The 19,380-nt window shown below is 69.5% G+C and carries 15 protein-coding genes; 8 read left to right on the top strand and 7 right to left on the bottom strand.

What is annotated here, in order from left to right:
- Positions 1-66: 66 nt before the first annotated feature.
- Positions 67-3,105 (bottom strand): excinuclease ABC subunit UvrA, encoded by a 3,039-nt coding sequence (gene uvrA, locus FNH08_RS20660; RefSeq protein WP_322724964.1) that lies wholly within the window; start codon positions 3,103-3,105, stop codon positions 67-69.
- 223 nt (positions 3,106-3,328) lie between these two features.
- Here uvrA and FNH08_RS20655 point away from each other — a divergent pair, with 223 nt between their 5' ends.
- The 5 genes from FNH08_RS20655 (at position 3,329) to FNH08_RS20635 (ending at position 7,705) form a co-directional block, all read left to right on the top strand.
- On the top strand, positions 3,329-4,057 hold the full coding sequence (locus FNH08_RS20655) for a maleylpyruvate isomerase family mycothiol-dependent enzyme (RefSeq protein ID WP_152772972.1): 729 nt from the start codon (positions 3,329-3,331) through the stop codon (positions 4,055-4,057).
- Between the two features lie 10 nt (positions 4,058-4,067).
- Positions 4,068-4,724 carry an MBL fold metallo-hydrolase gene (locus FNH08_RS20650; RefSeq protein WP_152772971.1) on the top strand — a complete coding sequence of 219 codons (657 nt, stop codon included), beginning with the start codon at positions 4,068-4,070 and terminating at the stop codon, positions 4,722-4,724.
- Between the two features lie 403 nt (positions 4,725-5,127).
- The gene (locus FNH08_RS20645) at positions 5,128-6,021 is read left to right on the top strand and encodes an ABC transporter substrate-binding protein (protein WP_152772970.1); all 894 of its coding nucleotides are present in this window, start codon (positions 5,128-5,130) and stop codon (positions 6,019-6,021) included.
- Positions 6,018-6,932 (top strand): amino acid ABC transporter permease, encoded by a 915-nt coding sequence (locus tag FNH08_RS20640; RefSeq protein ID WP_407704417.1) that lies wholly within the window; start codon positions 6,018-6,020, stop codon positions 6,930-6,932. The genes FNH08_RS20645 and FNH08_RS20640 overlap by 4 nt, the downstream gene beginning before the upstream one ends.
- On the top strand, positions 6,929-7,705 hold the full coding sequence (locus tag FNH08_RS20635) for an amino acid ABC transporter ATP-binding protein (RefSeq protein ID WP_152772969.1): 777 nt from the start codon (positions 6,929-6,931) through the stop codon (positions 7,703-7,705). The genes FNH08_RS20640 and FNH08_RS20635 overlap by 4 nt, the downstream gene beginning before the upstream one ends.
- Positions 7,706-7,832: 127 nt before the next feature.
- On the opposite strand, the gene aroQ is transcribed toward FNH08_RS20635, so the two are convergent.
- On the bottom strand, positions 7,833-8,306 hold the full coding sequence (gene aroQ, locus FNH08_RS20630) for a type II 3-dehydroquinate dehydratase (RefSeq protein WP_322724962.1): 474 nt from the start codon (positions 8,304-8,306) through the stop codon (positions 7,833-7,835).
- 104 nt (positions 8,307-8,410) lie between these two features.
- Between aroQ and FNH08_RS20625 the strand changes: the two genes are divergently transcribed.
- The gene (locus FNH08_RS20625; protein ID WP_152772968.1) at positions 8,411-9,457 is read left to right on the top strand and encodes a S66 family peptidase; all 1,047 of its coding nucleotides are present in this window, start codon (positions 8,411-8,413) and stop codon (positions 9,455-9,457) included.
- Positions 9,458-9,560: 103 nt separating this feature from the next.
- A complete protein-coding gene (locus FNH08_RS20620) occupies positions 9,561-10,829 on the top strand; it encodes an MFS transporter (protein ID WP_152772975.1) in 1,269 nt (422 codons plus the stop codon).
- Between the two features lie 134 nt (positions 10,830-10,963).
- Here FNH08_RS20620 and FNH08_RS20615 read toward each other — a convergent pair whose 3' ends face one another.
- The 5 genes from FNH08_RS20615 to FNH08_RS20595 all read right to left on the bottom strand — a co-directional run bounded on the left by FNH08_RS20615 (position 10,964) and on the right by FNH08_RS20595 (position 18,173).
- Positions 10,964-11,992 (bottom strand): TerC/Alx family metal homeostasis membrane protein, encoded by a 1,029-nt coding sequence (locus FNH08_RS20615; RefSeq protein WP_322724961.1) that lies wholly within the window; start codon positions 11,990-11,992, stop codon positions 10,964-10,966.
- A gap of 286 nt (positions 11,993-12,278) precedes the next feature.
- Positions 12,279-14,318, bottom strand: coding sequence for a TerD family protein (locus FNH08_RS20610; RefSeq protein WP_152772966.1), 2,040 nt, complete (start codon positions 14,316-14,318; stop codon positions 12,279-12,281).
- Between the two features lie 46 nt (positions 14,319-14,364).
- Positions 14,365-14,940 carry a TerD family protein gene (locus tag FNH08_RS20605; RefSeq protein ID WP_322724960.1) on the bottom strand — a complete coding sequence of 192 codons (576 nt, stop codon included), beginning with the start codon at positions 14,938-14,940 and terminating at the stop codon, positions 14,365-14,367.
- 184 nt (positions 14,941-15,124) lie between these two features.
- Positions 15,125-17,251, bottom strand: a complete 2,127-nt coding sequence (gene uvrB, locus FNH08_RS20600; RefSeq protein WP_152772965.1) for an excinuclease ABC subunit UvrB — start codon at positions 17,249-17,251, stop codon at positions 15,125-15,127.
- 40 nt (positions 17,252-17,291) lie between these two features.
- Positions 17,292-18,173: an MHYT domain-containing protein gene (locus FNH08_RS20595; RefSeq protein ID WP_152772964.1), complete on the bottom strand. Its 882-nt coding sequence runs from the start codon at positions 18,171-18,173 to the stop codon at positions 17,292-17,294.
- 278 nt (positions 18,174-18,451) lie between these two features.
- On the opposite strand from FNH08_RS20595, the gene FNH08_RS20590 reads away from it, so the two are divergent.
- Entirely contained in the window at positions 18,452-19,324 is an 873-nt protein-coding gene (locus tag FNH08_RS20590; RefSeq protein ID WP_152772963.1) for a glycerophosphodiester phosphodiesterase, read from the top strand.
- Positions 19,325-19,380: the final 56 nt, after the last annotated feature.

Here is a 19,380-nt window from a genome sequence, read left to right as displayed (position 1 = left end):
CCCGCGGGGAGTTCCCGCGGGACACCGCCCGTCGCACGCTTGCCGTCTCGCCTCGGGGCGTGGGCGTTACGCCTTGCTTGCCCGCGTGGTCTTCGCGGTCTTCTTGGCGGGGGGCGCCTTCTTCGTGGCCGCGGCGGCCTTCTTGGTCGCCGTGCTGTTGGCGGTCTTCGCCGTCGCCGTCTTCCTGGCCGTCGACGTGGCGGCGACCGTCTTCTTGGCCGCGGCCCTGCGCGGAGCCTTGACCTGGGCGGCGTCGCTGACGCGCTCGGCGCCCAGGATCTCCCGCAGGAACTTGCCGGTGTGGCTGGCCGGGACCCCGGCGACCTGCTCGGGCGTGCCCTCGGCGATGACGAGGCCGCCGCCGCTGCCGCCCTCGGGGCCCATGTCGACGACCCAGTCGGCGGTCTTGATGACGTCGAGGTTGTGCTCGATGACGATGACCGTGTTGCCCTTGTCGACCAGGCCCGACAGCACCGAGATCAGCTTACTGATGTCCTCGAAGTGCAGACCGGTGGTCGGCTCGTCGAGCACGTACACCGTGCGTCCGGTGGACCGCTTCTGCAGCTCGCTCGCCAGCTTGACGCGCTGCGCCTCACCGCCGGACAGCGTCGGCGCGGGCTGGCCGAGCCTGACGTAGCCGAGGCCGACGTCGTTGAGCGTCTTCAGGTGGCGGGCGATCGCGGGCACGGCCTCGAAGAAGCCGAGCGCCTCCTCGATCGGCATGTCCAGGACCTCGGAGATGGACTTGCCCTTGTAGTGGACCTCCAGGGTCTCCCGGTTGTAGCGCGCCCCGTGGCAGACCTCGCACGGGACGTACACGTCCGGCAGGAAGTTCATCTCGATCTTGATGGTGCCGTCGCCGGAGCAGTTCTCGCAGCGGCCGCCCTTGACGTTGAAGGAGAAGCGACCGGGCATGTAACCCCGCACCTTCGCCTCGGTCGTCTCGGCGAACAGCTTGCGGACATGGTCGAAGACCCCGGTGTACGTCGCCGGGTTGGACCGCGGGGTGCGGCCGATGGGCGACTGGTCGACGTGGACCACCTTGTCGACGAGGTCGTCGCCGTCCACGCGCGTGTGCCGCCCGGGCACGGTCCGGGCGCCGTTCAGTTCGCGGGCCAGGTGCGTGTACAGGATGTCGTTGACCAGCGTCGACTTGCCGGAGCCCGACACACCCGTGACGGCCGTGAGCACGCCCAGCGGGAAGGACACGTCGATGTCCTGGAGGTTGTTCTCACGGGCGCCGTGGACGGTGAGCCTGCGGCCCGGATCGACGGGGCGGCGGAGGTCCGGGAGCGTGATCTCCTTCTTGCCTGCCAGGTACTGCCCGGTCATCGACTCGGCGTTGGCCAGCAGCTCCTTCAGGGGACCGCTGTGCACGACCTTGCCGCCGTGCTCACCGGCGCCGGGGCCGATGTCGACGACCCAGTCGGCGGTCTTGATCGTGTCCTCGTCGTGCTCGACGACGATGAGCGTGTTGCCCATGTCGCGCAGGCGGACCAGGGTCTCGATCAGCCGGTGGTTGTCACGCTGGTGCAGGCCGATGGAGGGCTCGTCGAGGACGTACAGCACGCCCACGAGGCCGGAGCCGATCTGCGTGGCCAGGCGGATGCGCTGGGCCTCACCGCCGGAGAGGGTGCCGGCCGCGCGGTTGAGCGAGAGGTAGTCCAGGCCGACGTCGACCAGGAACCGCAGCCGTTCGTTGACCTCCTTCAGCACTCGCTCGGCGATCTTCTTGTCGCGCGCGTTGAGCTTCATCTCGCCCAGGAACTCAGCGCAGTCGCTGATGGACATCGCGGAGACCTCGGCGATCGACTTCTCCATGACCGTGACCGCGAGGACGATCGGCTTCAGGCGCGTGCCCTCACAGGTGGGGCAGGGCACCTCGCGCATGTAGCCCTCGAAGCGCTCGCGGCTGGCGTCGCTCTCGGCCTCGCTGTGCCGCCGCTTCACGAAGGGGACGGCGCCTTCGAAGGCCGTGGTGTACACGCGCTCGCGCCCGTACCGGTTGCGGTAGCGGACCTCGATCTGCGTCTTGTGGCCGTGCAGCAGGGCCTTCCTCGCGCGCTGCGGGAGACCGGCGAAGGGGATGTCCGTCCGGAATCCCAGCGCGTCCGCCAGGGCCCCGATGAGACGGCCGAAGTAGTCCTTGGTGTGCCCGTGCGACCAGGGGTGGATGGCGCCCTCGTCGAGGGACTTCTCCTCGTCGGGGACGATCAGCTCGGGGTCGACCTCCATGCGCGTGCCGATGCCGGTGCAGTCCGGGCAGGCGCCGAAGGGCGAGTTGAAGGAGAAGGAGCGGGGCTCCAGCTCCTCGAAGGACAGGTCGTCGTACGGGCAGTACAGGTGCTCCGAGTACATGCGCTCGCGCTCGGGGTCGTCCTCGGGGAGGTCGACGAAGTCGAGCACGACCATGCCGCCGGAGAGACCGAGGGCGGTCTCCACGGAGTCGGTGAGGCGGCGCTTGGCGGAGTCCTTGACCGTGAGCCGGTCGACGACCACCTCGATGGTGTGCTTCTCCTGCTTCTTCAGCGTCGGCGGCTCGGACAGCTGGATGGTCTGCCCGTCCACACGCGCGCGGGAGTAGCCCTTGGTCTGGAGGTCCGCGAAGAGGTCGACGAACTCCCCCTTGCGCTCGCGCACCAGCGGCGACAGCACCTGGAAGCGGCTCCCCTCCGGCAGCTCCAGGACCTTGTCGACGATGGCCTGCGGCGACTGGCGCGTGATCGGGCGGCCGCACTCGGGGCAGTGCGGCTTGCCGATGCGCGCGAAGAGCAGGCGCAGGTAGTCGTAGACCTCGGTGATGGTGCCGACCGTCGAGCGCGGGTTGCGCGAGGTCGACTTCTGGTCGATGGAGACAGCCGGGGACAGGCCCTCGATGAAGTCCACATCCGGCTTGTCCATCTGGCCGAGGAACTGCCGTGCGTACGAGGACAGCGACTCCACGTAGCGGCGCTGGCCCTCGGCGAAGATGGTGTCGAAGGCCAGCGAGGACTTGCCCGACCCCGACAGGCCCGTGAAGACGATGAGCGAGTCGCGCGGCAGGTCGAGCGAGACATTCTTGAGGTTGTGCTCGCGCGCGCCACGGACGATGAGACGGTCGGCCACGCCGGTCCGCACCTTTCTTGAGTGAAGTAGCAGGGGCGGGGCCCCCGCCCTTCACACATTAGGGGGAGCCACTGACAGCGCCGGTTCTGTTTCCCCGTTCTTCAACAATCCCGGGCCTTCCAGCATGCCCGACGCCGAACCTGACCATATAGCACGCGCATTCGATTTGCGGCGGCGGTCCACATCCTTCACCCAAACGTGTGGCGGGACTAGGGTCGGCCTCATGATGGATCATGCGCGCGACCTGGCATCTGTACGTGACGCGACCGAGCGGCTCCTCACCGCAGCCGCCAAACTGGACAACGCATCCGTCTCCGAGTCGTCACGGCTCCCCGGCTGGACCCGCGGCCACGTCCTCGCCCACCTCGCCCGCAACGCGGACGCGCTCGTGAACGTCCTCCAGGGGCGTCCCATGTACGTCTCCGGGGACGCCCGGGACGCCGACATCGAGCGGGACGCCCCGCGTCCCCTGGACGTCCAGCTCGCCGACGTGCGCGAGAGCGCGGGCCGCTTCCAGGAGGCGGCCGCCGCCCCTGCGGACTGGTCGCGCACCGTGGAGCTGCGCAACGGCGTGACCGACCAGGCGGCGCGGGTGCCGTTCCGGCGCTGGATCGAGGTGGAGCTGCACCACGTGGACCTCGGCATCGGGTACGAGCTGGAGGACCTCTCGAAGGAGTTCACTCAGCGCGAGATCAACTTCCTCGCCGCCCGGTTCAGCCGCCACCCCGGCGTCCCCGCCCTGCTGATCAAGCAGGACGACGGGCGCATGCTCCCCACCGGGGCCCTGGAGGGAGTCTCCCGGGAGCAGATGGAGAGCGGCTACATGCCGCCACTTCCCGAGCTCACGGTCAGCGGCCGCCAGGCCGACCTCCTCGGCTGGCTGGCCGGCCGCCGCGACGGCTCCGCCCTGCACGTCGAGGGAGGGGCACTGCCCTCGCTGCCCCCGCTATAGGCTTGCGGCCATGACGTACAGCGGAGAGGTGAAGGTCGGCGGCCCTGCGGATGTGCACGAACTGCAGGACCTGATGGTCTCCAAGGTCGCGGTGGGCCCGATGAACAACAACGCGTACTTGCTGCGCTGTCGTGCCACCGACGAGCAGTTGCTGATCGACGCGGCGAACGACGCGGCCACGCTGCTCACGCTGATCGGCGGCGACGGCATCGCCTCCGTCGTCACCACGCATCAGCACGGCGACCACTGGCAGGCGCTCGCCGAGGTCGTGGCGACGACGGGCGCGCGCACATACGCGGGCCGGGACGACGCCGAGGGCATCCCGGTGCCGACCGACGTCCCGGTCGACGACGGCGACACGATCCGGGTGGGGCGCGTAGAGCTGACCGCACGCCATCTGGTGGGGCACACCCCGGGCTCGATCGCCCTCGTCTACGACGACCCGCACGGGCACCCTCATGTGTTCACGGGGGACTGCCTGTTCCCGGGAGGTGTGGGCAACACACGTAAGGATCCCGAGGCGTTCGCCAGTCTGATCCACGACGTCGAGACGAAGATCTTCGACGCGCTCCCGGACGAGACGTGGGTCTACCCGGGCCACGGCGACGACACGACGCTGGGCGCGGAGCGTCCGCACCTGCCGGAGTGGCACGCACGGGGCTGGTGAGACCCCCTGAAGCGACCGAGAACCCTGAAGTCCCTGATGTCGGGTGGCAGTTGGTGTGCGAACCGGCGCGCGTCGCAGAGCGCGCGCCGTACGCGCCCCGTGTGAACCGAACACACGCGCTGGTGCCCTTCGCGCGCTCCCGGCGCAGTCAATGGCGCAGTCCACTGGAAGCAGTCCGCTCAGGATGACGGCTCCTGTGCGGTATGGGCCGCCGGCCTCTCATCCCCGCCCTCGGCCGGCGGCCCCTCGGAGCTTTCCGCCGGGTGTTCACCCAGGCTCCACGCCGGGTGCTCACAGAGACTTCCCGCCGGGTGTTCACAAGACTGCAACACCCGTTCCCAGTATGCGGAAAGATGCCGTCGTGACCTCGACAAACGGGATGCCGCACTGTCACTCTCCCGCCATGCATCTCGCCCTGGGAGCGCCTCGCGCCCTGCGCCGCGCCGCGTCCGCCGCCACCGTCGCCCTGCTCGCCGTCGCCGTGGGCTGCGCCCCGCAGCCGGAGGACAACGCCTCCGACAATGCCTCCGGCTCCGCCCAGGAGACCTGCGCCAAGGGCAAATTGAGCACCGAGACGTCCGGCAAGCTGACGATCGCGACCGACAAGCCGGCGTACGAGCCCTGGTTCAAGGACGACGACCCCGCGAACGGCAAGGGCTTCGAGTCGGCGGTCGCGTACGCCGTGGCGCAGCAACTCGGCTACGACAAGGCCGACGTGGTCTGGCAGACCGTGCCCTTCAACAAGGCTTTCGCGCCCGGTGAGAAGACCTTCGACTTCGACATCAACCAGGTGTCCATCAGCGACGAGCGCAAGAAGGCCGTGGACTTCTCGTCCGGCTACTACGACGTGCGCCAGGCCGTCGTCGCGCTCAAGGACTCCAAGGCCGCGAAGGCGACGAGCATCGCCGACCTGAAGGACACGAAGCTGGGCGCCCAGGTGGGCACCACCAGCCTCGACTACATCAGCGACGTGGTGAAGCCGAAGCAGGAGGCCGCGGCGTTCGCCAAGAACGACCAGGCCAAGTCCGCGCTGAAGAACGGCCAGGTCGACGCCATCGTGGTGGACCTGCCGACCGCGTTCTACATCACCGGGGCCGAGGTCACGGACGCGAGGATCGTCGGGCAGTTCGAGAACCAGGGCGGCACGCCGGAGCAGTTCGGCCTCGTCCTCGACAAGGGCAGCGCGCTCACCTCGTGCGTGACGGACGCCGTGGACGCCCTGCGCGAGGACAAGACGCTCGCGAAGATCGAGAAGCAGTGGCTGTCCGACGCCGTCGACGCGCCGGTGCTCAAGTGACGTCTCTGAAGGAGGAGTCCGCGCAGGACGACCCGGGCGACACGCGGGACGGGGACAGGGACGACGCGTACGTCCCCTCCCAGCGGCGGATCGACCGGGAGGCCCACAAGCGGGCCCGCGCCCGCCGCGCGGCGGCGATCGCCGCCGTGTCGACCCTGGTCACGGGCGTCGTCCTCTACCTGGTCGTCGTCAACGCGCCCGGCTGGCCGCGCACCAAGGAGACGTTCTTCGACTGGGGGTACGCGCGCGAGGCGTTCCCCCAGGTCCTCGAAGGGCTCTGGCTGAACGTCCGGCTCCTGCTGGTGTGCGGTGCCGCCGTGCTCGTCCTCGGCATGCTCATCGCCATCGCGCGTACCCTGCCCGGCCCGGTCTTCTTCCCCGTGCGGGCGCTGGCCGCCGCGTACACCGACTTCTTCCGGGGGCTGCCGCTCATCATCAACCTGATGATCGTCGTCCTGGGCGTCCCGGCTCTGCGGCTGCAGGGCGTGACCGTCGATCCGGTGCTGCTGGGCGGTACGGCACTGACGCTGACGTACTCGGCGTACGTCGCCGAGGTGTTCCGCGCCGGCATCGAGTCCGTGCACCCCTCGCAGCGGGCGGCGGCACGTTCCCTCGGCCTGACCAACCGGCAGGCGCTGCGGCATGTCGTCCTCCCCCAGGCGGTGCGCCGCCAGGTACCGCCCCTGCTCAACGACCTGGTGTCGCTGCAGAAGGACACCGGGCTCGTGTCGATCGGCGGCGCGGTCGACGCCGTGCGCGCCGCCGACATCATCGTGGGCCGCAGTCTCAACTACACGCCGTACATCGTCGCCGGGCTGGTCTTCGTCGCGCTGACCATCCCGATGACCCGCTTCACGGACTGGGTCACCGCCCGCATGGACCGGCGGCGGGCCCAGGGAGGCACGCCATGAGTGAGTCCCAGGAGCAGCTCTCGACTCGGCCGCCGGTGCTGCGGATGGAGTCCGTCCGCAAGACGTTCGGGGATGCTGTCGTCCTGCGGAACGTCGATCTGGAGGTCGCCCCGCACACGGTGACCGCCCTGATCGGCGCCTCCGGGTCCGGCAAGTCGACGCTGCTGCGCTGCGCCAACCTCCTGGAGGAGATCGACGACGGGGCGATCTGGCTGGACGACGAGGAGATCACGGACCCCCGGGCGAACCAGGACGCGGTGCGCCGCCGGATCGGCGTGGTCTTCCAGGCGTACAACCTCTTCCCGCACATGACCGTCCTGGAGAACATCACCCTCGCCCCGCGCCGTGTCCACGGCGTGGCCCGCGCGGAGGCCGAGGACCGCGCCCGGGAACTGCTGGAGCGGCTCGGGCTCGGTGACAAGGCGGGCGAGTACCCCGACCGGCTGAGCGGCGGGCAGCAGCAACGGGTCGCGATCGTCCGCGCGTTGGCCGTACGGCCCCGGCTGCTCCTCCTCGACGAGATCACCGCCGCCCTCGACCCCGAGCTCGTGGGCGAGGTCCTCACCGTCGTCCGGGATCTGAAGGACGACGGCATGACCATGGTGCTGGCCACGCACGAGATGGGCTTCGCCCGCGAGGTCGCGGACCAGGTGTGCTTCCTGGACGGCGGCGTGGTCCTGGAGCGCGGCACCGCCGAGCAGGTCTTCGGAGACCCGCAGCAGGAGCGTACGCGGCGCTTCCTGCGGCGGATCGTGGACGCGGGGCGGCTGTAGACCGGCAGGAACCACGGGTGGCGGCTGCGGCCCGGCAGAAGCTACGGCGGCGACCGCGGCCCGGCAGAAGCTACGGCGGCGACCGCGGCCCGGCAGAAGCTACGGCGGCGACCGCGGCCCGCAGGAGCTACGCGTCGGCCTGGGCCGCTCCCACCAGCGCCGCGACCCGCTCCACCCCGAACACGTACCCCTGCACCCCGCAGCCGGCGATGACGCCGTCCGCGCGGAGCGAGACGTACGAGTGGTGCCGGAACTCCTCGCGCTTGTGGATGTTGGAGATGTGAACCTCCAGCACGGGCAGGCCGTCGCAGGTGTTGAGGGCGTCCAGGATCGCCACGGAGGTGTGCGAGTAGGCACCGGGGTTGATGACGATGCCGGCGTGGTTCAGGCGCGCCTCGTGGATCCAGTCGACCAGTTCGCCCTCGTGGTTGGACTGCCGGAAGTCCACCGTGCCGCCGTGCGCGGCCGCCGCCTTGGCGCACAGGGCCTCGACGTCGGCGAGTGTGTCGGAGCCGTAGATCTCGGGCTGGCGCTGGCCGAGGAGGTTCAGGTTGGGCCCGTTGAGGATCATGATCGGGGCGTTGGCGAGGGTGCGGGGCACGGTTCCTCCGGTCCGGTCGGCTCGGGCGGCCCGTTTTCAAGACCGCTGCTCAGACCCGGTTTATCACGGTGCACCGACAGTGGGTGAGCCCGTACGCTCCCCGCATGACCACGCCCGCGTACCCTCCCAAGCCCTCCCCCGGCGACCGCATAGCCGTGATCTCCCCGTCATCCGGGCTGCCGGGCCTCCTCCCCCTCCCTTTCGAACTGGGCCTGGAGCGTCTGCGCAAGGACTACGGCCTCGAACCGGTCGAGTACCCGACGACCCGGAAGATGGGCTCGACGCCCCAGGAGCGCGCCGACGACATCCACGCGGCCTTCGCCGACCCGAGCGTGAAGGCGGTCATCGCGTCGATCGGTGGCGACGACCAGATCACCGTGCTGCCGCTGCTGGACCGGGAGTTGATCCGCGCCAACCCGAAGCCGTTCTTCGGTTGGAGCGACAACACGAACCTGCTCGCGTACCTGTGGAACACCGGCATCGTCAGCTATCACGGCGCGTCCGTGATGGCCGAGTTGGGCCGGCCCGTCGCCATGGACCCGCTGACCGCCGAGTCGGTGCGGGCGGCGCTCTTCACGTCGGGTGCGTACGAGCTCAGACCCGCCGAGCGCTGGCGCGACGTCAGTCGCGACTGGGCGGACCCGGCGACCTTCGAGTCCGAGCCGGAGACCCGGCCGGGCACGGGGTGGACCTGGGTGAACGCGGACCGGGTGGTCGAGGGCCGCAGCTGGGGCGGCTGTCTGGAGATTGTCGGCTGGCTGCTGATGGCCGACCGTGAAGTGCCCCACGACCTCGCTGTGTTCGACGGCGGCGTGCTGTTCCTGGAGACCTCGGAGGAACTGCCGAGCAGCGAGGAAGTGTTCCGCACCCTCCGGAACATGGGCGAGCGCGGGCTGCTCCAGCGGTTCTCCGCGCTCCTGATGGGCCGGGCCAGAACCTGGGACTTCTCGCGCCCCAACAGCCCCGACGAGGGCGCCCGTTACGCGGCCGAGCAGCGCGAGGCCGTCCTGCGCGCCCTGCGTGTGTACGCCCCCGACATGCTGATCGTCTTCGACGTGGACCTCGGACACACCGATCCCCAAGTCGTCATCCCCTATGGGGGCGCGATCCGCGTGGACGGGCCCGCCCGGCGCATCACGGTGACGTACTGAGAGGCACTCGCCTCGTGCGGACCACCGTGCGCCCCCGTAACCGCTGATCACCGTGGGTAGTTGACGCGGCATGCGCCATGCACACACCGTGAAACAGCCCTCCATGTTGCGGCTCGCGGCCGCCTCGCTCGCCGGGACGGCCATCGAGTTCTACGACTTCTTCGTGTACGGCACCGCGGCCGCACTGGTCCTGGGGCCACTGTTCTTCCCGACGTTCTCACCGGTGGCGGGCATGCTCGCGGCCTTCGCGACCTTCGGCATCGGCTTCGTGGCACGCCCCCTGGGATCGGTGCTGTTCGGGCACATCGGGGACCGGCACGGACGGCGGCCGGTCCTCGTCGCCTCGCTGTTGCTGACCGGCGCGGCGACCGTCGCCGTCGGCTGCGTCCCCACGTACGACTCGATCGGCGTGACCGCTCCCGTACTCCTGCTCGTGCTGCGTTTCCTGCAAGGGCTCGGGCTCGGTGGGGAGTGGGGCGGCGCCGTGCTGCTGACGGCGGAGCACGCGCCCGCCGAGCGGCGCGGGTTGTGGTCGAGCTTCCCGCAGATCGGCCCGGCGGTGGGGTTCTTGCTGGCCAACGGCGTGATGCTGGTACTGTCGGCGACGCTGTCGGAGGCTCAGTTCGCGTCCTGGGGGTGGCGGGTGCCGTTCTGGGCGGCGGGGGCACTGGCCCTGGCCGGGCTGTGGCTGCGCTCCTCGCTCGCCGAGAGCCCCCAGTTCCTCGGCATCGACGATCACGCGCGCGTGCCGCTCGCCGAAGTGGTGCGGGGCCACTGGCGGCTGGTCCTGCTCACGGCCGGGGCGCTGGCGACCGGATACGCCGTGTTCTACACGGTGACGACCTGGTCCCTCGCGTACGCCACCGAACGACTGAGAGTGGAGCGGACGGTCATGCTGACCTGCATCATGGCCGCCGTGGTCGTGAAGGGCGCGCTGACGCCGGTGGCGGCGGTCCTCGGCGACCGGTTCGGCCGACGGCCGATGTGTCTGGTCGGCTGTACGGCGTCCGCGCTGTGGATGTTCCCCATGGTCGGCCTCCTGGCGACCGGTGAGCCGCTGCTGATGTTCTTCGGCTTCCTGGTGGCGATGGTCGCGTTCATCACGATGTTCGCCGTCATCGCCGCGTATCTGCCGGAGCTGTATGAGCCCCGTGTGCGCTGCACGGGGGCTGCCGTGGGGTACAACCTGGGCGGGGTGCTCGGCGGTGCGCTGACGCCGATCGTGGCGACGACCGTGGCCCGAGGCGACGGGGTTCCCTGGGGTGTGGCCGCGTATCTGACGGGGATCGCGCTGCTGAGCCTGGGCTGCTTCGCGCTGCTGCCGGAGACTCGGCCGGTGCGGGTGGTCGAGGCGGAGGCCACCACGGGCTGAGCCGGACGCGTGGACGCCGCATCTCGTCCGAGCGGCCACGGCACCCCCGAGCCGGCGAACGCTCCAGAAGACAAACAAGCACCGGGAGCGGTGGTCGGCCATGCGACCAGCGGCGCTCCCGGTGCTGCTTGGTGCTACGCCTGCGGCCGTCCGGCCTCGACGCTGTCCTGCGGAGCGCCTTCGGTCTCCTCCTGCGTCACCTCAGCCGCCGCCTCGGCGGCCGCCTGCTTCTTGGAGGCCATCAGGCTGGTGATCGTGGTGATGATCAGCACGGAGCAGATCACGCCGAGCGAGACCGGTATGGAGATCTCGGGGACATGGACCCCGGACTCGTGCAGCGCGTGCAGCACCAGCTTGACGCCGATGAAGCCGAGGATCACCGACAGGCCGTAGGAGAGGTGGACCAGCTTCTTCAGCAGGCCGCCGATGAGGAAGTACAGCTGGCGCAGACCCATCAGCGCGAACGCGTTGGCCGTGAACACGATGTACGGGTCCTGGGTCAGACCGAAGATCGCCGGGATCGAGTCGAGCGCGAACAGCACGTCCGTCATACCGATGGCGAGCATCACGACCAGCATCGGCGTCATGACGCGCTTGCCGTTCTGCTGGATCCAGAGCTTGGTGCCGTGGTAGCGGTCGGCGACGCCGAAGCGCTTCTCCGCGGCCTTGAGCAGCTTGTTCTCCTCCCACTCCTCCTCGTCCTCGTCGGCCCTGGCCTCCTGGATCAGCTTCCAGGCGGTGTAGATGAGGAAGGCACCGAAGATGTAGAAGACCCAGGCGAAGCTGGAGATGATCGCTGCGCCCGCGGCGATGAAGATCGCGCGGAGCACGAGGGCTATCAGCACGCCGACGAGCAGGACCCGCTGCTGGTACTGCGAGGGCACCGAGAACTTCGCCATGATCAGGACGAAGACGAAGAGGTTGTCGACGCTCAGTGACTTCTCGGTGATGAAGCCGGCGAAGAACTCTCCGGCGGGCTGACCGCCGGAGAAGACGAGCAGGCCGAGCCCGAAGAGCGCGGCCAGGACGATCCAGACGACCGTCCAGATCCCGGCTTCCTTGATGGACACGTCATGGGGCTTGCGGCCGATGAAGAAATCGACCGCGATGAGGGCGGCTAGGCCCACGATGGTCAGGACCCACAGGGTCGCGGAAACATCCACTGCGCCTCCGGCAGTACGTAACGGCAAATGTCAGCGTCGTCGCTGCCGGAGGTCTCTTCCACCCGTGCCACCGTTGACGTCCTAGACGCCTGGTACCACCGGGCCGACGCCCCGGGATCTGGCCAGATCCGTACTGACGGGTACGCCGCAAGTTGGTAGGGAGTACTCCCCTCCGTACGGAAAAGAGTACTCGAATCACCAAGGAAAGGTAAAGCAATAAGTAAAAGAAGATCCAAACTGCCAGGTCAGAAGGCTTTGCCCAGGCTTGGTGCGTAGCCCGGTCCGGTCAACGGTTCCAGGACCGGCGAGCCGTCGCGACCTGGGTGAGGACCTGCTGCAGGACCTGGCTGCCGGGCGGGACGAGAGCAGGCTCGTACGTCCAGGTGTGCCCCACCCAGGGATCGGCGAGGTGGTCGTCGGGCACCGGCGTGAGTCGCAGCAGCGAACGCCAGAGGGGGTCGAGCAACGGCCCGTACGCGGCGGCGTCCTGACGGTCGGCGACCATCATCAGGTGCACACCCACGGCCGGGCCCTCGTCCGCCAGGTAGCGCAGCTGCGTGACGGCCCGGTCGTCGAAGCCGTGCGGGAAGTCGTTGACGATCAGCAGCTGTTCGGACGGGTCGAGGCCCGGGGGCAGGGCGTCGGACGCTCCTCCGCGCACCGCCATCTGCACCAGGTCGACACGCTGGGTGAGCCGCGCCAGTACGTCGGCCACGCCCGCGGCGCCGGCGGCGGGCGGAGCGGCGAGCACACCGGACCCCACCAGCGGCGCGAGCGCGGACGCTCCCGTCCCGGCGGGATCGATGACATGCACCGAGAACTCGCCCGGCGGGTAGACCGCGAGGATCCGCGCAGCGAGCGCGACCGCCGTCTCCAGGGCCAGGGCGCGCAGTTCGTCGGAGTCGGCGAGCGATGCCTCGCCGGATCCCGAGCAGCCGCTGTCGATCCACAGCCCCCGCTCCAGCGGCAGGCGGACCAGCATCGGGATCCGCAGGTCCTCGCCCTCGGGCAGGTGGAGGTCACCCAGGCGCAGGGCCATGGGGATCTCCATCGGGACCCGGTAGCCGTGCCAGACGGGGTTGTCCCAGCGCGCGTACGCCGGGGGCAGAGCGAGCTCGACGACGTCCGCCTCGGCCCTGAGCTGGGCGAGGTCCCGCTCCAGGGCCTCCCTGGCCCGCTCGACGAGCTGGGTGTGCTTGGCCCGGGCCGCCTCGCGCGCGGCGTCGCCCTGGCCGCCTATGCGGTTGCGCGGGTCGGACAGGACCTTGTCGAGCTCCTGCTCCATGCGCGATTCGGCGAAGTCGACGGCACTGCGGTATGCGGCGGTGGTACGGGCCAGGTCCTCGAACATGCCCCACACCTGGTTGTAGAGCCGCTCGTCCATGGACCAGCCGGTGGCGTCACCGGCGACGGGCTGCGCGGGCTGTCCCGGCTGAGCCTCGGGCGCGGTCGGCGGGGGCGGCGGAGGCGCCGCCGTCTGCCGGCCGGGGTGCGTGTAGTTGACGGGGCCGTCGGCGGTGGGGGCGGCGGACGGTGCGACGGCGGGCGGGTCCGCCGACGCGGGGCCCGGCTGCGGTGCCGCGCCGTGATCGGCTCGCGTGGCGTGCTGGGGGTCCGAGGTGCCGTAGGGGCTCTGCTGCGGCGATCCGCTCCCGGAGGCGCTCCGGGGTGCGGTGCCGCCGTGGGCCTGGTCAGGACCCTGTGCGGGTGCGGCGGCGTGCCGCGGCCGGTCGGCGTCGGGGGTCCGGGGCGGGGGCGCCGCCACCGAGCGGGCGAGGCCCTGTGCCACCGCTTCGTTGATGCTGCGTGCGAGTTGCGGGGCCTCCGGCAGGCCCTGGTCGGTGAGGAGTTCCGCGAGGCCGCCCGCGTATCCCTGGCCGACCGCGCGGACCTTCCAGGCGCCCTGCCGGCGGTAGAGCTCCAGGGCGACGACGGCCGACTCGAAGTCCAGGCCGGTGATGGTGTAGCTGGCGATCTCGGTGCCGTCGAGGCCGGTGACGGCGAGGAAGGGAGCGGCGACGGTGCCGAACCGGACCGGGCCCCCGACCCCGGACGGCAGCGCGAGCAGCACGCTCACCCGGTGCACGGCCTGCGGCATGGCGTCCAGGTCGAAGGCGAGACGGTGGTCGGCCGCCGCCTGCCTGGACACCTCGAGGCCGGGCAGCGTGGGTGCGCCCGGGTGGGCCACCCACTCCACTCCGTGCACCTTGCCGTGCTCGTCGCTGAGCGTGGCCCCGGCCACGATCGGCTTGCCGGCCGAGACGCGGACCTCCAGTCGGGCCTCGGACAGCGGATGGTTCTGCCCCCGGACCAGCTCGGCCGTCATCGCCTTCGCCCCCCTGTGTCGCTGTCTGCGCTGTGCGTCGGGCTGCCTACAGGACCGGCAGGATCGCCGGCATCAGGTCCTGGAAGGTGCGGCCGTTGGCCGAGGAGCCGAGGGCCGTCATGTTCCAGCCCGCGCCGACCCTGTGCACCTTCGCCATGATCTGGGCGGTGTAGTTGCCGCCGCCGTCCAGCGTGTAGCGCGCCAGCTCCTGACCGTTGGTCTCGTCGACCAGGCGGCAGAACGCGTTCTGCACCTCCTGGAAGGTCTGGCCCGTGAAGGAGTTCACGGTGAAGACGATCTGGTCGATGTGGACCGGGACACGCGCCAGGTCGACGAGGATGGCCTCGTCGTCGCCCTGGCCGACACCGCCGACGAGGTTGTCGCCCGTGTGACGCACGGAGCCGTCGTCGCTGACGAGGTGGCGGAAGAAGACGACGTCCACCGGCTGCTTGTCCGCGAACAGCACGGCCGAGGCGTCGAGGTCGATCTCCCGGGTGCGGGAACCGAACAGCCCGCGCCGCGGGGCGGCCTGCCAGCCGAGTCCCATGCGCACCGCGGTCAGCGTGCCCCCGTCGTTCTTCTGCAGGCTGATGGCCTGCCCCTTGGTCATGTTGACCGTCACGCGCTGTTCCCCTCTCGAACTGTCCCCTGTTACCGCGGAACCCGCGGTTGACCAGCACCCTATTGTTCAGCGCGGACTGTGCCGAACCCTGGGTCGCACTTTGTGTCGGTGTTGCAACACAGCGCGCCCGCGCCAGTGGTGCGGTGCTCTCTCCCGGTATCCTCCGCCGCCCCGTGGAGGACTCTCAGGACAGGCCTGCCTCCTGCATCTGCCGCAGTTCCTTCTTCATCTCGGACACCTCGTCGCGCAGCCGGGCGGCGATCTCGAACTGGAGGTCGGCGGCCGCCGCGCGCATCCGCTCGGTCATCTCCTCGATCTGCTCGGTGAGTTCCGCAGCCGGGCGGTCGGTCGGCACGGTCTCCCCGGCCTTGCCCTTGGCGGACTTGGCGCCCTTGCCGAGGGCGGGGACAGGGGCCTTGGCGCCCTTGCCGTCCTTCCCCTTGCGGTAGCCCGTGCCCAGGAGCTGCTCCGTGTCGATGTCCTCGCGGGCGATCTGCGCCACGATGTCGTTGATCTTCTTGCGGAGGGGCTGGGGGTCGATCCCCTTCTCCTTGTTGTACGCGACCTGCTTCTCCCGGCGGCGATTGGTCTCCTCGATGGCCTTCTCCATCGCCGGGGTGATCTTGTCGGCATACATGTGGACCTGACCGGAGACGTTGCGCGCCGCGCGGCCGATGGTCTGGATGAGGGAGGTTCCGGAGCGCAGGAAGCCCTCCTTGTCGGCGTCGAGGATCGCCACCAGGGAGACCTCCGGCAGGTCGAGGCCCTCCCTGAGGAGGTTGATGCCGACCAGGACGTCGAACTCACCGGAGCGCAGCTCCCGCAGCAGCTCGACACGGCGCAGGGTGTCGACGTCGCTGTGGAGATAGCGGACCTGGATGCCGAGCTCGAGGAAGTATTCGGTGAGGTCCTCGGCCATCTTCTTGGTCAGCGTGGTGACCAGGACCCGCTCGTCCTTCTCGGTGCGCTTCCGGATCTCGTGCACCAGGTCGTCGATCTGCCCCTCGGTGGGCTTGACCACGACCTCGGGGTCGACCAGGCCGGTGGGGCGGATGATCTGCTCGACGTGGCCGTCGCCGCGCGAGAGCTCGTACTTGCCCGGGGTGGCCGACAGGTAGACGGTCTGGTCGATGCGCTCCTGGAACTCCTCCCACTTCAGGGGGCGGTTGTCCAGAGCGGAGGGCAGCCGGAAGCCGTGGTCCACCAGGGTGCGCTTGCGGGAGGCGTCGCCCTCGTACATCGCGCCGATCTGGGGGACGGTGACGTGCGACTCGTCGATGACCAGGAGGAAGTCCTCCGGGAAGTAGTCCAGCAGGGTGTTCGGCGGGGAGCCGGGCGAGCGGCCGTCGAAGTGCATCGAGTAGTTCTCGACGCCGGAGCAGGAGCCGATCTGGCGGAGCATCTCGATGTCGTACGTGGTGCGCATGCGCAGACGCTGGGACTCCAGGAGCTTGCTCTGTTTCTCCAGCTCGGCGAGGCGCTCTCCCAGCTCCTTCTCGATGTCGTTGACCGCGCGCTCCATGCGCTCGGGGCCCGCGACGTAGTGGGAGGCCGGGAAGACGTACAGCTGCTCGTCGTCGCTGATGACCTCGCCCGTGAGGGGGTGCAGCGTGGAGAGCGCCTCGATCTCGTCACCGAACATCTCGATGCGGACGGCCAGTTCCTCGTAGACCGGGAAGATCTCGATGGTGTCGCCGCGGACCCGGAAGGTGCCTCGGGCGAACGCCATGTCGTTGCGGCTGTACTGGATGTCCACGAAGCGGCGCAGCAGATCGTCGCGGTCGATCTCGTCCCCGACCTTGAGGGGGACCATCCGGTCCACGTACTCCTGTGGAGTACCGAGGCCGTAGATGCAGGACACCGAGGCGACCACGACGACGTCGCGGCGGGTGAGCAGCGAGTTGGTCGAGGAGTGGCGCAGGCGCTCCACCTCCTCGTTGATCGAGGAGTCCTTCTCGATGTACGTGTCCGACTGCGGGACGTATGCCTCGGGCTGGTAGTAGTCGTAGTACGAGACGAAGTACTCGACGGCGTTGTTCGGCAGGAGTTCACGGAACTCGTTCGCCAGTTGGGCGGCCAGGGTCTTGTTCGGCGCCATCACGAGGGTGGGGCGCTGAAGCTTCTCGATCATCCACGCGGTGGTGGCGGACTTGCCGGTGCCGGTCGCACCCAGCAGGACGACGTCCTTCTCACCTGCTTCGATGCGCCGAGCGAGCTCGGCGATGGCCGCGGGCTGGTCGCCGCTCGGCTGGTAGGGGCTGACGACCTCGAAGGGCGCCACCGTGCGTTCGATCTTTGATACGGGCCGCATGGAATCCACCGTACGACCCCGCACTGACAACGGGCGCTGATCACCAGTTCTGCGGGGTGCGGGAGCTCGACCGCCGGGGGCGCTGGTGGTGCTGGCGGGAGCGGGCCGCGGGGCGCCTGCCGAGGTGGGCGGCGGTGGAGTGGGCGGGGATGCCGGGGCGCTGTTCGGTGGCGGTCCAGGTGGTGGGCTTGCCCATGACCATCATGGGGTCGAACAGCACCACGACGCCGGCGAGGAGCAGGAAGGCGAGCGGGCCGATCATCATCGGCGCGAGCAGGGATGCGGGGGATTCGCCCGCGGGGGTGCCGCCCCCGGCGCCGTGCAGGTGGACGCTGAGTGCGGCCATGCCCGTGTAGTGCATGCCGGTGACAGCGAGCCCCATGACGAGGCTGGCGCCCACGCTCCACAGGAAACCGCGGACCTGTCCGGCCGCCCAGAGGGCGGCGGTGGCGGCCGCGACCGCTATGACGACCGACACGGAGACGGTGAGGGTGTTGTACGCGAGCTTTCCGTTGAGACGCATGCCCGCCATGCCCAGGTAGTGCATGGACGCGATGCCCAGACCGGTGATGGTGCCGCCGGTGAAGAGGGCGGTTCCGGTCGCCCCTTTGTAGCCGACGATGAAGATCCCGATGCCGACCATGACGATCGCGACGGCGAGGCTCGCGAACGTGATCGGCTTGTCGTAGTGGATCGGGGTCTCACGGACCGTGAAGCCCATCATCGCGACGAAGTGCATGGTCCAGATGCCGGACCCGATCGCCGCCGAACCCATGGCGAGCCAGCCGGCCCGCCATCGGCCGGCGACGAGCATCGATCTGGTGGTGCAGCGCAGGCCGAGCGCTCCGCCGAGGCAGGCCATGAGATAGGCCACCAACGGCGTGACGAGTCCGTAGCTGAAGCCGTCGACCGTGCCCTGCATGCGCGGCTGCCCTTCCCACCCTGTTACATCACGAACTTCCTGAAATGCCCCCACCCCGGGACCGCTGACAGCAGTCAGGGGTGAGGCAGAGAGTATGACCCCACCGGAATGGTCGAACGATATTCCAGCAAAGAAACACGGCCCTGCCTCACTTGTGCGGTGCCCGTGTGCGGACTTGGGCAACTCCATTCAACTCGTGGCCATCCTGCACCCTCCTCCCGTTGACCCTCTGCTGTCACTCTTGACCTATCCGTGACCGCTCGACGCGAGGAGTACGCATGCACGTGCGCGCTGTTGCCGCCGCGACCACCGCGCTCATGGGGGCCACCGTCCTCTTTCTCCCCACTTCCCACGCCCAGGCCGCCGAGGCGAGCGACAGCCCGCTCGTGGTGGCGCATCGCGGAGCTTCCGCCTACGCACCCGAGAACACCCTGGCGGCCGTGGACAAGGCCGCCGACATGGGCTTCAGCTGGGTCGAGAACGACGTCCAGCGCACCAGGGACGGCGAACTCGTCGTCCTCCACGACGCCTCCCTCGCCCGCACGACGAACGTGGAGAAGGTCTTCCCCAACCGCTCCCCCTGGAACGTGCGGGACTTCACCGCCGCGGAGGTCGCCCGGCTGGACGCGGGCAGCTGGTTCAGTTCCCGCTACAAGGGCGCGCGTGTGCCGACCCTGAAGCAGTACATGAACCGCGTGTCGCGCAACCACCAGAAGCTCGTCCTGGAGATCAAGAACCCCGCTCTCTACCCCGGCATCGAGCGGGAGACGCTCAAGGTGCTGAGCAACGAGGGCTGGCTCAGCCCGGTGCAGCTCAGGAGCAGGCTGGTCGTCCAGAGCTTCAGCGCCGACACCGTGCGGACGGTTCACCGGCTGCGTCCGGGTGTCAAGACCGCCTTTCTGGGCACTCCCTCGGTCACCGACCTGCCCGAGTACGCGACGTTCGCCGACCAGATCAATCCGTCGCACACCACGATCTCCAGCAGTTACGTCGCCGCGATCCAGGCGTTCGACGGGCCGCACGGCAAGCCGCTGGAGGTCCTCACCTGGACGGTGGACGACGCGGCGGGCGCCCGCCGCGTCGCCGGGTACGGCGTGGACGGCATCATCACCAACAAGCCCGACGTCATCCGGAACGCCACGGGAGGCTGACGATGACGGACTGATCAAGGGCCACTGGGGCCGGGTCCCCGCCCGGGGCGCGGACG

The organism is Streptomyces spongiae, from assembly GCF_009377185.1.
Taxonomy (GTDB): Bacteria; Actinomycetota; Actinomycetes; order Streptomycetales; family Streptomycetaceae; genus Streptomyces; species Streptomyces spongiae.
This window is presented reverse-complemented; position numbering and strand designations above follow the sequence as displayed.